Origin of the sequence: Ornithinibacillus sp. 4-3, from assembly GCF_040958695.1 — a bacterium.
In the GTDB taxonomy this organism is placed as follows: Bacteria; Bacillota; Bacilli; order Bacillales; family Amphibacillaceae; genus CALAMD01.
This window is the reverse complement of sequence record NZ_CP162599.1, coordinates 2,140,343-2,155,760: the sequence shown is the minus strand read 5'-3', so window position 1 is coordinate 2,155,760 and position 15,418 is coordinate 2,140,343. Positions and strand designations below refer to the sequence as shown.

At 34.8% G+C, this 15,418-nt stretch carries 17 protein-coding genes and 1 other annotated feature; of the genes, 15 read left to right on the top strand and 2 right to left on the bottom strand.

Going from position 1 to position 15,418, the window contains the following annotated elements:
* Position 1: 1 nt before the first annotated feature.
* Positions 2-901, bottom strand: coding sequence for a RimK family alpha-L-glutamate ligase (locus tag AB4Y30_RS10630; protein ID WP_368652209.1), 900 nt, complete (start codon positions 899-901; stop codon positions 2-4).
* Positions 902-1,015: 114 nt separating this feature from the next.
* Between AB4Y30_RS10630 and AB4Y30_RS10625 the strand changes: the two genes are divergently transcribed.
* From AB4Y30_RS10625 to minD, 8 genes are all read left to right on the top strand, one after another.
* Positions 1,016-2,305 (top strand): folylpolyglutamate synthase/dihydrofolate synthase family protein, encoded by a 1,290-nt coding sequence (locus tag AB4Y30_RS10625; protein WP_368652208.1) that lies wholly within the window; start codon positions 1,016-1,018, stop codon positions 2,303-2,305.
* 214 nt (positions 2,306-2,519) lie between these two features.
* Positions 2,520-3,263 (top strand): SPOR domain-containing protein, encoded by a 744-nt coding sequence (locus AB4Y30_RS10620; RefSeq protein WP_368652207.1) that lies wholly within the window; start codon positions 2,520-2,522, stop codon positions 3,261-3,263.
* A 161-nt stretch (positions 3,264-3,424) separates the two neighbouring features.
* Entirely contained in the window at positions 3,425-4,114 is a 690-nt protein-coding gene (gene radC / locus AB4Y30_RS10615) for a DNA repair protein RadC (RefSeq protein ID WP_368652206.1), read from the top strand.
* A 629-nt stretch (positions 4,115-4,743) separates the two neighbouring features.
* Positions 4,744-5,784: a rod shape-determining protein gene (locus AB4Y30_RS10610; RefSeq protein WP_368652205.1), complete on the top strand. Its 1,041-nt coding sequence runs from the start codon at positions 4,744-4,746 to the stop codon at positions 5,782-5,784.
* 15 nt (positions 5,785-5,799) lie between these two features.
* Positions 5,800-6,681, top strand: coding sequence for a rod shape-determining protein MreC (mreC, locus tag AB4Y30_RS10605; protein ID WP_368652204.1), 882 nt, complete (start codon positions 5,800-5,802; stop codon positions 6,679-6,681).
* Positions 6,682-6,683: 2 nt separating this feature from the next.
* A complete protein-coding gene (mreD, locus tag AB4Y30_RS10600) occupies positions 6,684-7,223 on the top strand; it encodes a rod shape-determining protein MreD (RefSeq protein WP_368652203.1) in 540 nt (179 codons plus the stop codon).
* Positions 7,224-7,267: 44 nt separating this feature from the next.
* Positions 7,268-7,954: a septum site-determining protein MinC gene (gene minC, locus AB4Y30_RS10595; RefSeq protein ID WP_368652202.1), complete on the top strand. Its 687-nt coding sequence runs from the start codon at positions 7,268-7,270 to the stop codon at positions 7,952-7,954.
* Positions 7,947-8,744, top strand: a complete 798-nt coding sequence (gene minD, locus AB4Y30_RS10590; RefSeq protein ID WP_368652201.1) for a septum site-determining protein MinD — start codon at positions 7,947-7,949, stop codon at positions 8,742-8,744. The genes minC and minD overlap by 8 nt, the downstream gene beginning before the upstream one ends.
* A gap of 67 nt (positions 8,745-8,811) precedes the next feature.
* On the opposite strand, the gene AB4Y30_RS10585 is transcribed toward minD, so the two are convergent.
* Positions 8,812-10,449, bottom strand: a complete 1,638-nt coding sequence (locus AB4Y30_RS10585) for a hypothetical protein (protein ID WP_368652200.1) — start codon at positions 10,447-10,449, stop codon at positions 8,812-8,814.
* A 202-nt stretch (positions 10,450-10,651) separates the two neighbouring features.
* On the opposite strand from AB4Y30_RS10585, the gene AB4Y30_RS10580 reads away from it, so the two are divergent.
* From AB4Y30_RS10580 to AB4Y30_RS10550, 7 genes are all read left to right on the top strand, one after another.
* Positions 10,652-11,416 carry a peptidoglycan DD-metalloendopeptidase family protein gene (locus AB4Y30_RS10580; RefSeq protein WP_368652199.1) on the top strand — a complete coding sequence of 255 codons (765 nt, stop codon included), beginning with the start codon at positions 10,652-10,654 and terminating at the stop codon, positions 11,414-11,416.
* Positions 11,406-12,269 carry a site-2 protease family protein gene (locus AB4Y30_RS10575; protein ID WP_368655215.1) on the top strand — a complete coding sequence of 288 codons (864 nt, stop codon included), beginning with the start codon at positions 11,406-11,408 and terminating at the stop codon, positions 12,267-12,269. Before AB4Y30_RS10580 ends, AB4Y30_RS10575 begins: the two co-directional genes overlap by 11 nt.
* Before the next feature lie 81 nt (positions 12,270-12,350).
* Positions 12,351-12,432: a sequence feature (ribosomal protein L21 leader region), on the top strand.
* A gap of 12 nt (positions 12,433-12,444) precedes the next feature.
* Positions 12,445-12,753 (top strand): 50S ribosomal protein L21, encoded by a 309-nt coding sequence (gene rplU, locus AB4Y30_RS10570; protein WP_368652198.1) that lies wholly within the window; start codon positions 12,445-12,447, stop codon positions 12,751-12,753.
* Between the two features lie 11 nt (positions 12,754-12,764).
* The gene (locus tag AB4Y30_RS10565) at positions 12,765-13,094 is read left to right on the top strand and encodes a ribosomal-processing cysteine protease Prp (protein ID WP_368652197.1); all 330 of its coding nucleotides are present in this window, start codon (positions 12,765-12,767) and stop codon (positions 13,092-13,094) included.
* An 11-nt stretch (positions 13,095-13,105) separates the two neighbouring features.
* A complete protein-coding gene (gene rpmA, locus AB4Y30_RS10560) occupies positions 13,106-13,396 on the top strand; it encodes a 50S ribosomal protein L27 (protein ID WP_368652196.1) in 291 nt (96 codons plus the stop codon).
* A 256-nt stretch (positions 13,397-13,652) separates the two neighbouring features.
* Positions 13,653-14,933, top strand: a complete 1,281-nt coding sequence (obgE, locus tag AB4Y30_RS10555) for a GTPase ObgE (protein ID WP_368652195.1) — start codon at positions 13,653-13,655, stop codon at positions 14,931-14,933.
* 28 nt (positions 14,934-14,961) lie between these two features.
* Positions 14,962-15,411, top strand: a complete 450-nt coding sequence (locus AB4Y30_RS10550) for an ACT domain-containing protein (protein WP_368652194.1) — start codon at positions 14,962-14,964, stop codon at positions 15,409-15,411.
* The last annotated feature ends 7 nt before the right edge of the window (positions 15,412-15,418 follow it).

The window sequence follows — 15,418 nt, the reverse complement described above, 5'->3', positions numbered from 1 at the left end:
TTTACGCATGTTGGTTAATAATATAGTCAATCACATCATAAGCAACATTAATATTTGTACACTCATAAAGATTTCGAATATGTGCATTTGAATTTATTTCACAAATAATTGGTTGCTGATTAGGCCCAAATAATAAATCAACCCCAGCAAAATCTGCATTAATTGCTTTAGCAGCAGCAATAGCGATTTCTTCTTCCTGCTTGGTTGGATAATACTTTTCAGCTACCCCGCCTGATGAAACATTGGCGCGAAAGTCATTTTCTGAACGTCGAAGCATGGAAGCAGCTACTTTGTTACCAACCACTTGTAAGCGAATATCCTCTCCATAGCTAGTAGAAATAAATTCTTGGAAAACAAAAGGTTTACCGGCTAATTCTTTTACCTTCTGAACTAAATCCGCCTGATTTTTCACTAAATAAACTTGTTCACCAAAGGAACCAAATGCTTCTTTAATAACAATTGGAAATGTTAGCTGTTCCATAACTTTATTAAGAAAATCCATATCAATTTCTACTCCTAGAATTGGAAAGACCTTTGGTGCAACAATTGTTTTAGGGATAGGAAGTTGCTGTGTTGCCAATGCTTGATAAGTAGCAATTTTATCATCACATATTTCGATGGTGTTTGCACGATTATAAACACGAACTCCCATTAACTCTAATTGTTTTGCCAGATAAATATCTTTATCTGTAAAAATAACAAAGTCAGGTAATTGCTCTATCTGTGTATTTCGTGCAATATCAAGAGTATTGGTAGATAGAAATGTGAGTAAATCTGTGTTTTTTAAAATCATAGTTTGTACATTTCTTTCCTTTGCTGCATGGTGAAAGAATTCCGCGAAATCTAGAAATTTATTTCCAGGTAAATGACCATTATAAATAATCCAGCCTTGTAGACCCATTTGGTTATTTTTCCTCCCTTGTGATACATTAGAAATGAAGTAGCCTAAGTTTATAAAAGATCCTATATATTATAGAAAATAGATGTTTATTACTTTGTAGAAAGTGGTGTCCTCATGTTTAAACATTTTGATGATGTAGAAGCCTTTTTTGCTAGTCGGCAAAATTATGGCATCAAGCCTGGTCTCGAGCGGATGCTAGCATTATTGAACTTATTAAATAATCCACATCAAGCGCTTCAAGCTATCCATGTGGCAGGTACAAATGGGAAAGGCTCAACAGTAAATTATTTGAAAAATGCTTTAAAAGAAAATAATTATCGTGTTGGAGTATTCCAATCGCCAAGCATGGACGATGTAACAGGTCATATTTTTATTAATGATGAACGTATTACTAAAGAAAAATTTATGCAAATATTAACAGATATGTATCCAGCTATATGTGAATTGGATGAGCAAGATAATCATCCAACCGAATTTGAAATATTAACAGTACTTACCTTTATTTATTTTGCTGATCATGTTGATATCGCCATTATTGAAGCGGGAATGGGTGGTCGTGGTGATACGACGAACTGCATTGAACCTATTTTATCGATTATTACAAATGTTGATTTAGATCATACAGCTTTTTTAGGTGATACACTCCCCGAAATTGCTTATCAAAAGGCTGGTATCATCAAAGATAATACTCCTATTGTAACTGGTGAAGAAAAAGAAGCTGCTTTAAAAGTGATACAAAAGGAAGCTTTAGCAAAAGACGCAACATTATATCAAATACATAAAGATTTTTCCTTCCAAGGTGTAAAGCAAATCGAACATCAGCAACAGTATCAATGGGAGGCACCTAACTACCAAGCGGAAGAAATAGCAATTCAAATGCTTGGTGATCATCAATTGAAGAATAGTGCTACTGTGATGATGGCATTAAAAATCTTAGCAAAAGACAAGCTGAAAATTGATTTTGCTAAAGCAATAGTAGGCTTAGCAAAGACAGTTGTTCCTGGTAGATTTGAAAAAATACATAAGTACCCTAATATTATTATTGATGGTGCACATAATCCTGCAAGTATTGATTATTTTATGCAAACTGTCAAAAATACTTATCCATCAGAAGAAAAACATTTAATCTTTGCAGCATTTAAGGATAAGGATATTCCGTCGATGTTAGAGGAATTGATTCCCTATTTTTCGACAGTAACCATTACTACTTTTGATCATCCACGAGCCGCACCATTAGAAGAAAACATGGAATTAATGAAATATGATCATGTTTCCTTACAAGATAATTGGCAGGGTTTAGTGGATGCTATTGGTCAAAAACCTATGGATAATAATCATCTCTATTTTATCACAGGTTCACTTCATTTTATCTCATTAGTAAGAAATTATTTACTTACTAGATAGATGTAATAAATACGATAAATCTCCTTAGAGACATACTTTTGTTTCTAAGGAGATTTGTTTGTTTCCTCTTATTATTTATTTTTTAGTGGAAAATGTAAATATACCATTGATTATGAAGGATGATAATTATCTCGCTCTGACAACAATCAGCTAATTTTGCAAGATAAGTATGCTAGAGTTTTGATTACAACTCTAGTAGAAAAGAGGTTTAACGATGCTACCAAAAGATAAAATGGACAAGAATTTTTTTCAACGACGTTTTAATTGGTCACCAAATATGGCTTGGAAAAAGATTTTATTTTCTGCTGTTTCTGCATTAGTAATTGGTACAGTTATCGGTCTTACAATGATTCGATTATTTGCTTCTTCTGAGATTGCTCCTACTGAAGTAACACAAGTCCCTACAGTTGATAAAGATGATTTACAAATTGAAGAAAAGGATAATCCTACTGATCAAACAGAACAGATTACAATCCCTCAGTTACAAGGATTTGTTGTACAGTTAGGAATATTTTCAGATGAAGTTAATGCTGAAATGATGATACAAGAATTGGAAATTACTGATATTACCCCGATCGTTTGGCAACAGGATGGAGAATATTTTGTATTTGGTGGTTTTTCTTCCTCAGAGGAGAAAGCTAAGGAAGTTGCTAGTAAGCTAGAAGCACAGGGAGTTGAAAGCTATGTGAAAAAATGGGAAGCAGCAGAAAAACAAGTAGCTTTTAATGAAGCAGACACAGAATGGGTACAAAATTTTATACAGCTTTTGCAAACGTCCATAGAGCAGGGAAATATCTCGCAGGAAGAATGGAAAAAAATGGGGGAAACAGAAGTAAATTCAGAGCATTTAACACTTCTAATTAATAGTATTCAATCAGAAGTAGCAGCAATCAATACAAGTGAACAGGCGAATTTATTCTTATTATCCATTTGGCATCAGCTTGGCCAAATAGAATAATTAATTAAATCAAATTAATTGACTCTAGAAAAGCTGTTATGCATTAGGAAAATTTTAATTTTTAATTAAATAAACTTAATGAATGACAAGAAAACGAATTGGTTTAAATGGTACAGATTCATTAAACTAATGTTTAATTACATGACAAGGGAGGAGTCTGTTTGAATCAACAACCAATTTCAATCAAAGATGTACCAAAGGAAGAGCGTCCTAGGGAAAGATTATTAACCTTAGGACCACGGCATTTATCGAACCAAGATTTATTAGCTATTTTACTTGGCAGTGGAACAAAATCTGAATCTGTAATGCAATTAGCTAATCGAGTACTTATGCATTTTGATGGATTGAAGCTTTTAACAAATGCAGCAATTGAAGAATTAACAGCTATTAAGGGAATTGGTGAGGTAAAGGGAGTAACCTTACTTGCTGCAATTGAATTAGGAAAAAGGATGAATCAATATAAACCCCGCGACCGTTATGTCATTCGATCTCCTGAAGATGGTGCTGAGTATGTCATGGAAGAAATGCGCCAGCTTACTCAAGAGCATTTTGTTATTTTATTCCTCGATACAAAAAATCAAATTACCCACCAAGAAACGATCTTTATCGGAACACTTAATGCTAGCGTAGTTCATCCCAGGGAAATCTTTAGTCAAGCTGTTCGGCGTTCTGCTGCATCTATTGTTGCTGTGCATAATCATCCTTCTGGAGTGCCAACTCCTTCACAAGAAGATATTAGTGTCACTCGACGAATTGCTGAAGCAGGAAAAGTCATAGGAATCGAGCTTTTAGATCACATCATTATTGGTGATAGAAAATTTGTTTCATTAAAGGAAAAAGGATATATATAAAACTATCTATTTTTAACTTTTTTGCGTATAATTATATAAATGAAGATGTAAAAGCGCCATTTTCAAAAATGAATGAGAAAGTGGCGCTTATTCAGATTATATATGTTTCCTTTTGACAAAGGCATTTCTTAACTATTCAATTGAGTTACATAAGAAAAACTAGGAAAATATTAATTGATGTTATGTCAAAAAGTGAATTAATATACTAATAGAGGATGTTCAAAAAGTCCACCAAAAATGACACATCAAGCAGGGGAACTTCGACTAAGTTCCGACACGTCCTGTGTCGAACGTCGAAGTCATCACAACACGCGCAAGTCGTTAGCTTGCTTTTCCGTTCCTTGAAAAAGAAAAGCACTTTTTCTGCGTGCAAGAGCGTCTGCTCATGTATCAAAACAATACATTCTGCTACTCTAGGCTGCGCTGCCTTGAACTTTCGACGCACACGATGTGCTAGTATCGGTGTTGCTCTCGTGACGTTGCGTACTTAACCGATGACGGTCCTTTTTACTGGATTTTTGAACACGTACTAATAGATAATGCTAAAAATTGTAACGAGTATTTAGATTTACTCGACTGTACATATGGAATTTTAAAAAGAATGCAGCTGTTGAGAAAGGAAGATTTTTTTGGGTTTATTAAATTGGTCGCAAGATTTAGGTATAGATTTAGGTACAGCAAATACACTTGTTTATGTAAAAGGAAAAGGAATTATTGTAAGAGAGCCATCTGTTATCGCTAAGAATATTCAAACTGGGGAAGTAGAGGCTGTTGGTAATGCAGCTCGAAATATGATCGGTAGAACACCTGGAAATATTTCTGTAGTACGCCCAATGAAAGACGGTGTGATAGCTGATTACGATACAACTGCTATCATGATGCGTTATTATATGAAAAAAGCGATGCGCAAACGTTCGTTATTTGCAAGTAAGCCGAGCGTGATTATTTGTGTGCCTTCTGGAATAACTAAAGTAGAGGAACGAGCAGTGATTGATGCAACAAAACAAGCGGGTGCAAAAGAAGCTTTTACTATTGCAGAGCCTTTTGCGGCGGCAATCGGAGCAGGATTACCCGTATGGGAGCCTACTGGTAGTATGATTGTAGATATTGGTGGTGGAACAACAGAGGTAGCGGTTGTTTCCCTAGGTGGTATTGTTACGAGTCAGTCTATCCGTACAGCTGGCGATAATATGGATGAAGCAATTGCTCAATTCATTAGAAAACATTATAAGCTAATGATTGGTGAAAGATCTGCTGAATCTATCAAAATGGATATTGGTTGTGCTGGTAAGGTTGAAGAGAATAAAGAAATGGAAATCCGTGGACGTGATTTGCTTACAGGTTTACCAAAAACAATTACCATTACAGCAGAAGAAATTGCTGAATCATTAAAACCAGCAATCGAAGATATTATAGAAGCTGTGAAAACAACATTAGAAAAAACACCTCCAGAGTTATCTGCAGATATTATTGATCGTGGTATTGTGCTTGCTGGTGGTGGAGCAATGCTAGAGAATTTAGATCATGTAATTAGTGACGAAACGAAAATCCCAGTATTTTTAGCAGAAGATCCATTAGAATGTGTTGCAATTGGAACAGGAAAGGCTCTGGACTACATGAAGCATTTCAAAACAAGTCCAGATGTCTCTTCTCGTCAATTTGTAGAATAGAAGCAGGTGTAAACATTGTTTTTTCGTAATAAAAAATTATTTATTTTATTAATTGGGATTTTTGTACTTGTTGCTCTTATCGGTTTTTCTTTGAAAAGTCGAGATCAAGTAACAGCACCAGAAAGATTTGTGTTAGATGCGGTTGGCTGGGTTCAAGATATTATCCATACCCCAGTAAATTTTATTCGTAATCAAGTAACTGGTTTTAAAGAGTTAAAAGATGCAAGAGATGAAAATAGAGAATTGAAAGAACAATTAGCGCAGTCTGATACATTTATATATCAGATTCAAGAGCTAGAAAAAGAAAATGAAGAGCTTAGAAGAACATTAGATAAAACAGAATCACTCAGAGATTATAACCCTATTCAAGCAACAGTAATCTCTCGTTCACCAGAAAGATGGATTGAGCAGGTTACAATTGATAAGGGGACGAAACATGGAATCAAGCCTAATATGGCTGTGATGACAATGGATGGTATGGTTGGTAAAATTCAAGTAGCATCAAAGTCAACTTCTACTGTGCAATTACTTTCAGGCTTCGATCAATTTAATCGAATTTCTGCAACCATTTCACGTGAAGAAGGTAATGATGTATTTGGTTTAATTGAAGAATACGATGAGGAAAGAAAAGTATTATTATTTAAAATCATTGAGGAATCTGAACAAAATATTGAAAAAGGGGATCTTGTGATGTCTTCTGGTAAAGGTGGAGTATTTCCAGAAGGATTACTAATTGGTCAGGTTGAAGACGTGATGCCTGATGCATATGGTTTAACAAGTACAGCTTTAGTAACTCCTGCCGCTGACATGTATGATGTTAATAACGTTATTGTAGTGGATCCTTTACTATCATATGAAAATTTACAAGATGAAGAAGAAGAGGAGGATGAAGAATAACAATGAAGCGATTATTGTTACCTCTCATTCTATTTCTTCTTACAGTACTAGAGGGGGTTGCACTAGATTTGCTTCCTACTAGTATTGTGACAGGTAGTTTGTTCATCATTCCTCATTGGGTATTTATTTTACTGTTTTTTATCGCTATTTTTTATGACCGTGAAAATACTGGATATGCTATCCTATATGCGATTATCTTTGGTTTACTTATTGATCTCGTCTATACTGGTGTTTTAGGTATATATATGTTTACTTATGCCTTTGTCATTTACTTAGTTCACGAGATAAGAAAACTCGTTTTAAATAATTTTTATGTAACAGTAATCTTAGGTATCTTTGGAATGATTTTAGTAGATATAGGAATTTATTTAATCTATTCTGTTATTGGAATTGCACATTTAATGTGGACAGATTATCTGCTTTATCGTTTATTACCAACTGTTACTGCAAATATTGCTTTTCTACTTATCCTGTATCCATTCGCACGAAAAGTACTACTGAAATGGAGTAAAGAGCAACTGCAGGATCATAATGCATTTTAGCAAAAGACTAAAATGCTGTTACATCATACTTGAGGTGAACATTCATGGCTGATCAAAAACAATTGATAATTATCAAAGGAACTCGTGACGGGCTAAATTTATTCATTGATGACTCTTGTGGATTTGATGAAGCCTTAGAAGAGTTAAATGAAAAGCTAGTTGCACTAAACCCCAAAATAGGCGAGCCAGCTGTATCAGTGACGGTTCAATTAGGAAACCGCTATTTAGATGATAAAAAGAAAGAATTACTGAAGTATTCACTTGAGGAGAAAAATAGATTTTTTATTCATTCATTTGAATCTAATGTGATTCTACGCGAAGATGCAATTAAATGGTGGGAAGCAAACGAAATTAAAGCTGTAAATCGATTAATTCGTTCTGGGCAAGTGCTTGAAGTTACTGGAGATTTATTATTGATTGGCGATGTGAATCCAGGTGGTAGAGTAGTAGCTTCTGGTAATATATTTGTACTTGGGAATCTTCATGGCGTAGCCCATGCTGGTGCTCAAGGTGATCAGCGGGCAGTGATTATGGCAGCACATATGAAGCCAACACAGCTACGGATTGCTGAATATATTAGTCGAGCACCAGATTATGAATCTGCAGGTGTTTATATGGAATGCGGTTATATCGATGAGGAAGAAGATAAAATAATGATTGATCGTTTACAAGTACTCACTTATAAGCGGAAAGATTTATGTGGGTTCGAAAGGAGAATGTTAAATGGGTGAGGCAATTGTCATTACGTCTGGAAAAGGCGGGGTTGGTAAAACAACAACTACTGCAAACCTAGGTACATCATTAGCGTTGATGGGTAAAAAAGTATGTTTGATCGATACAGATATTGGTTTACGAAATTTAGATGTTGTGATGGGTTTAGAAAACCGTATTATTTTTGATCTCGTTGATGTCATTGAAAAGCGTTGTAAATTAAAGCAGGCATTAATTCAAGATAAAAGATTTAATGATCTTTCTTTACTGCCAGCAGCCCAAACAAGTGATAAGACTGCTGTAACTGCTGAAGGAATGAAAGAAATTGTTGCTGAATTAAAACAGGATTATGATTACATATTAATTGATTGTCCTGCCGGAATTGAGCAAGGATTTCAAAGCGCAGTTGCAGGAGCAGATGAAGCAATTGTTGTAACAACTCCGGAAAAATCCAGTGTTCGAGATGCTGATCGAATTATCGGGTTATTGGAAAATGAAGAAATTGGTCGTCCACGTTTAGTCATTAATCGTATTCGAAATCATATGTTGAAATCTGGAGATATGATTGATATTGATGATATCTTACAAATTCTATCTATTGATTTAATCGGCATTGTAGCAGATGATGATGAAGTAATTAAAGCTTCTAATAGTGGAGAACCAGTTGCTTTTCATCCGAAAACGAAATCATCTATTGCGTATCGTAATATTGCTAGAAGAATTTTAGGTGAAGCAGTACCGTTACAATCATTAGAAGATGAAGCAGGACTATTCCAAAAAGTAAAAAGTTTCTTCCGTAAAAAAAAGTAATGGAATGAACATAGAAAAGGGATTGTTGGAGAATATAATTTTCCAATAATCCCTTTTATTTATATAGCTACTCGTTCCATTTATATACTTTTCCAGTATAAGGATCGAAAAGTAAATTAATATAATCCCCTGGTTGTAATGGTGCAACTAAGCTAGTCACTAGCTTCACCTCATGCTTATGCGTCTGCAAATCATGTTCAAATTCAACTTGTAGTCGAACCTGTGGCTGATTGTTAATATAGACACCAGTTTGTGTGACTTCTGTGATCACTGCTTGTACGACTACGCCACCATTCTCAAGAATTTTCTCTCGTTTACGTTTACGTATTCTCAGAACACTTGTAATCGAAAGCAAAATTAAAATAGGGACTATAACAAATATAGCAATAATGATTATAGCTGTAATGGCAAAATTATCCTCTTTAATATAGTTAAGTAATTTTTCCTGTGAAAAAGAGTAACCTTTTTGTGATAAGCTCTCCGCCTCAGCTGTTATTTCTTCTGCTGAATGCTGATAAGCTAATTCCGCTACATCTAAAGCCAAAAAATCATTCCTTGTTAAGTTATCAATGTTGAAAGATGTAGCCATGTTTTCAGACGAAAGGTAGAGTACATCATCTTGAAGGGTTGGTATCAAACTATCATCATAGGTTAAATTACTCTGTTTAAAAGCTTCTGTTAAATCTGCAATTAAATTCCCGCTGGATTGTTCATATATGTATCCTATTAAGTCAGAGGACTCACTAACAGCTTCTCTACCAATTATAAGAGCTAAATCTGGATTTAGCCGGAATGCTTTTGGATAATAAATAGGTGTTGGAGTAGAAATCTCTTGTAGCTCTGTATTTGTATTCATATCATATTGAACGATTTTTTCGTTTGAAACTCGTATTATTTTTAAATCATTTCCTGGATAAAGAGTGGCAACAGCTTCCTCTTCCATTTCCCAAGTAGGACGACCATCTTGTTTAATAATAACTCTCTTTTCTGGATCTGCTGATAATGTCATTATAAAATTCGATTTATCATATAAATTAAGAAATAGAGCAGGTAATAATTCAGCATATTCACTAGAACGATATGAACTTACATCTACTAAGTCAACGATACGTTCATCTTCTGTAAGATCAATTTCCTCAAGATGTAAATCCTTAATACTATAAAGTGCGAAGGATTTATCCTCTGTTTCTCCAACTAAAAAGATCGTATCCTCATCAATAAACACATGATTTTCTAAATAATTAGTTGCCATAAGGTCAGGGAAATCTATTCTTTGAAGCGGGCTACCAGATTCATAATAGTAAGCACGGATGAAACTATCATCCGATTTTGTAATAAGTATTATGCCATCTTGTTGGTAGGATGAAAATAATCGTAAAAATATATCTGATTCTATTTGTTCTGTTTGGACAATAGTGTTTGTAACAAAATCTACTTCTTCTAAAATAAGCCCATTAAATACTTTGGATCTGGCTATTAATCCATTTCCATTTGGTAGAATAAAATAATTGGAAATATCCGTTGCAGCAGTTTCTAATGCTTCTGCCTCTTCTATTAATTGTTCAATTGATTCTTCCTCCGGTTCAAAATCGGCATACCCTATAACGAATATAACTCCTAAAATAATTGCAGAAATCAACGCCGGCATAAAGAATAACAAAAGAAAAAAAGAACGCTTCTTTTTTTTTGTAGTATTTATTGCCATTTAAGCTTCTCCTTGCTGTATAGAAATAATATTTATATTTTATCATATGGAGAATAGAAACTGATTAATTTTGTGATTTTTACCATTTTTAGAATTAGGATAAAGAGTAAATAACAGTTTTTTTGTTCTTTTCCTCAGCTATTCATAATTAGAGAACCCTCATCATAATCTTAATTAAAATAGCAGAAGGAATGAGCGCAAAATGAACAAATCCGTTGAGAAAATAAAACTGGATATGATGCGGAGAAAAAAGAAAAGAATCCAACAGGCTAAGAGGGAAGCCCTCCCTACAATGCAAGCGGTTTTGCCACAGGATGAGGAAAGATTTTCTACTTATCCAACTGGTTTAGAGATGACAGTCAGTGAAAAAACAAACTTTCGAGGAATTCACCATATACTGCTTAAAGGACTCATTTCTTTGGTATTGTTTGGTTTTATCATGATTGTTGTACGAACTGATTTTTATCAACTAGAATCTGTAAGACATTGGACTGATAATGCTTTACGAGAAGATTTTCCATTTGCGAAGGTGCATAAATGGTACACAGAGTCATTTGGAAATCCAGTAGTCAATTTTTTAGATAAAGAAGATGAATTACAACGTACTGCTATGGGATTACCAATGGATGGACAAATTAAGGAAACCTTTCAAATGAATGGTACAGGTATTATGATTGAGGCAAATGAGCAAACGGAAGTTCATGCATGGAATGATGGGATTGTTGTTTTTGCAGGGAAGAAACGTGGGACGGGTAATACTGTAATCGTTCAGCATCACGATTTAAGTAAATCAACTTATTCTGCATTAAGCTCTATTGATGTACATTTATATCAAGCAGTTAAAGCGAATCAATCTGTTGGAAGCTTTGTACCAAATGATGAACATACAGCAGTATATTTTTCAATTAGCAAGGATAAACAATATATTGATCCTGTTCAGGTGATTCCGGTTGACGATGTTCGCTAGCTATTTACCAACGATTTATGTTCATCCTACATTAATTATATTTGGGATCATTGCTTTTCTAACAGGATCACTGATGGAATTAGTGATTATATTTAGCCTTGTATTCATTCACGAGATGGGACATTATGCAGCCGCTAGATTATACGATTGGCAGGTTGAGAAAGTGGTTTTATGGGTTTTTGGTGGCGTATTAATTACGAATACGAATGAAGACAAGCGAATGCTAGAAGAATTTATGGTAACCATTGCAGGTCCATGTCAGCATCTTTTTATTTATTTTGCGATCACAGCTTTTACAAAATTAGGATGGATAGAAGGTACGATTAGTGAACTAATTCTTTACTATAATTTACTTATTTTCGTATTTAATTTATTACCAATTTGGCCATTAGATGGTGGAAGGATTTTGTTTTTCTTTCTAACATCTATATTTCCTTTTCAAAAGGCAGTGCAAATGATTCTTTTGATATCCATGTGTAGTATTATTTTATTTTTTCTCATATATACATGGCTATATACGTTTGCGCTTAGTATTCTCTTATTATGTTTATTCTTATTTTTAGATAATGTTTTAGAATGGAAAAGAAGATTTATAAAAAATATTCAATTTTTATTACAGTTATATCGTCGAAGTTGGAAGCCGGCAAGCACTTATAACTTATTAGTACCAGCAGATACAGCTTTTCATAAAGTTGCAAGCTGTTTTTATCGGGAAAAACTTCATAAGATTACTGTAGTATATAGTAGAGATACTACAGTGACAATGGAGGAAAAGGATTATCTTAAAGCCTACTTTGAAAATAAAAATTTTAATGTAAGAATTGGAGATTATTTAAAACAACTAAAACCTTAGCGATCAATATAATATCGGCGAATTAGCTTGACAGTATAAAGGGCGTGTGATAGAATTTTCATGTTGTTTAATCGTAGCACCATGTCGCTACAACCGCACAGATCAGGTGAAAAAATCTTTACATACATAGTAGAGTACCTGCATGGCGAGTCTATAGTAAATGGAGGTGCAAGACATGTACGCAATTATTGAAACTGGTGGAAAACAAGTTAAAGTTGTTGAAGGACAAGAAATTTATGTTGAGAAAATCGATGCAAATACTGATGAAACTGTAACTTTTGATAAAGTTCTTCTAGTTGGCGGAGATGATGTTAAAGTTGGTGTTCCTTACGTTGAAGGCGCAACTGTAACAGCTAAAGTTGAAAAACAAGGCCGTCAGAAAAAAGTAACAATTATAAAGTTCAAGCCTAAGAAAAATTACAGTCGTAAACAAGGTCATCGTCAGCCTTATACTAAATTAGTTGTTGAAAAAATCAACGCATAAGGTATAACTCGATGATTACTGTAAAATTATTTAAGAATAATAACGATATTACTGCATTTGAAATTTCTGGACACGCTAATAGTGGTCCATATGGATATGATTTAGTTTGTGCAGGTGTTTCAGCTGTTTCTTTTGGGGCAGTAAATGCGATAATCGAGTTGTGTCAAATTGAACCTATTATTGAGCAAGGAAGAGAAGGTGGATATCTACATGTTACTCTCCCGATACAGTTGGAAAAAGAAGAGCATGTAAATACTCAGCTTATACTCCGCACAATGATAATTTCTTTAGAGACAATAGAACGTGAATACAAGCAATTTATACAAATTAAAGAAAATTAGGAGGTGTAAACATGCTTCGTTTAGACTTACAATTTTTCGCTCAAAAGAAGGGTGCAGGTAGCACGAAAAACGGTCGTGATTCTGAATCCAAACGTCTTGGTCAAAAGAGAACTGACGGACAATTCGTAACTGGTGGATCTATTCTTTATCGTCAACGCGGTACAGCAATCTATCCAGGTGAGAACGTTGGATTAGGTAAAGACCATACATTATATGCTAAGGCAGACGGTATTGTAAAATTCGAACGTTATGGCCGTAGCCGTAAAAAAGTTAGTGTATACCCAGTAGCTCAAGAAGCTTAATTCGAATAGAAAACTCCGACTGAGGATAACTCGGTTGGAGTTTTTTTTGCGTGCAGTAATGATATAAGTTACTGTATAAAGGAAGAAGCTTTCTGTTGGTGGAAGGTAAATATAGTAAACAGAACTCCATATAGCTACTGTAAAGTTAGAATTATTCGTAGAACACATGAAATTATCAAATTTATCTGCTATAATTTTCAACATATGTATCGACGGAATGCAAAATCTGCCTAAATGAAGATAGGGTGAAATAAATATGTTTTTAGATGAGGTTAAAATATACGCTAAAGCAGGAGATGGCGGAGACGGAATGGTAGCATTTCGTCGTGAGAAGTTTGTCGCAATGGGTGGTCCTGCTGGCGGCGATGGTGGTAACGGTGGTGACGTTATTTTTGAGGTCGATGAAGGCCTTAATACATTAATGAAGTTCCGTTATAATCGTCATTATAAAGCAAAGCGTGGAGAAAATGGACAAAGCAAAGGAATGCATGGTAAAAATGCTGATCCTTTAATTGTACCTGTCCCACCTGGAACAACGATTATTGATGAGGATACAGATACAGTAATTGCTGATTTAACAAATCATGGGCAACAAGCTGTCATCGCAAAAGGCGGCCGAGGGGGCCGTGGAAATACAAGATTTGCTTCAGCTCGTAATCCAGCACCTAATCTTTCAGAAAATGGCGAGCCTGGGCAAGAAAAAAATTTAAAATTAGAGCTAAAAATCTTGGCTGATGTTGGACTAGTTGGTTTTCCTAGTGTTGGGAAATCGACTTTATTATCTGTAGTTAGTGCTGCAAGACCCAAAATCGCAGATTATCATTTTACAACATTGGCACCTAATCTTGGTGTGGTAGAAACAGAAGACCAACGTAGCTTTGTAATGGCAGATTTACCTGGTCTTATTGAGGGCGCACATGAAGGGGTTGGATTAGGCCATCAGTTTTTACGTCATGTAGAAAGAACGAGAGTTATCGTTCATGTCATTGATATTTCGGGCCTAGAAGGTCGGGATCCCTATGAGGATTATCTCAGTATTAATGAAGAACTAAAATTATATGATGAGAAGATGTTAGAACGTCCGCAAATTATTGTCTTAAATAAAATTGATTTACCAACAGCGAAAGAAAATGCGGAAAGCTTTAAAAAGAAATTACCTGAAGACGCAATGGTATATGAGATTTCTGCTTTTACAAGGGAAGGTTTAAAGCAAGTCCTTTTTGCCATTGCGGATCTGCTAGATAAGATTCCAAAAATGGCAACACCAGTAGAAGAAACGAAAGAAACAGTAGTCTACCGATTTGAACCAAAAGAAAAACCTTTTACGATTACAAGAGATTCAGACGGTGTATATGTCATTTCGGGTAAAGAAATTGAAAAATTATTTAAGATGACAGATTTTACGCAGTACGAAGCTGCTCAGCGATTTTCACGTCAATTAAGATCCATGGGAATTGATGAAGAGCTAAGAAAACGCGGAGTGCAAGATGGCGATACTGTTCGTTTGGTAGATTATGAATTCGAATTTATCGATTGATTATGTCGCATTTGGATGAGGGATAACTATGAAAGAGAAGAACGAGAAATTCTTTTTAGTACGAAGTGATGTACTTCCTGAAGCAATGAGAAAAACAATTGAAGCAAAAGAGCTTCTGCAATATGGAAAGGTCAGAACAATTTTTGATGCTGTAAAGCAAGTAGATCTCTCACGAAGCGCTTATTATAAGTATAAGGACACAGTATTTCCTTTTCGAGCAATTGTTCGTGAAAAAATCATTACGTTATTTTTTCATATTGAAGATAGAAAAGGGACATTGTCTAAGCTGCTAAAAGCAGTAGCTGAAAAGGGATATAATGTATTAACGATACATCAGACCATTCCTATTCAAGGAAAAGCTAATGTTACATTATCCTTAGATATTTCGTCAGATGAACAAGGCGTATGGGATTTAATGCATACATTGAAGAATTTAGATTTTGTGGATAGAGTTGATTTGCTGAGTTCGGGGACTTAAGGGGGAT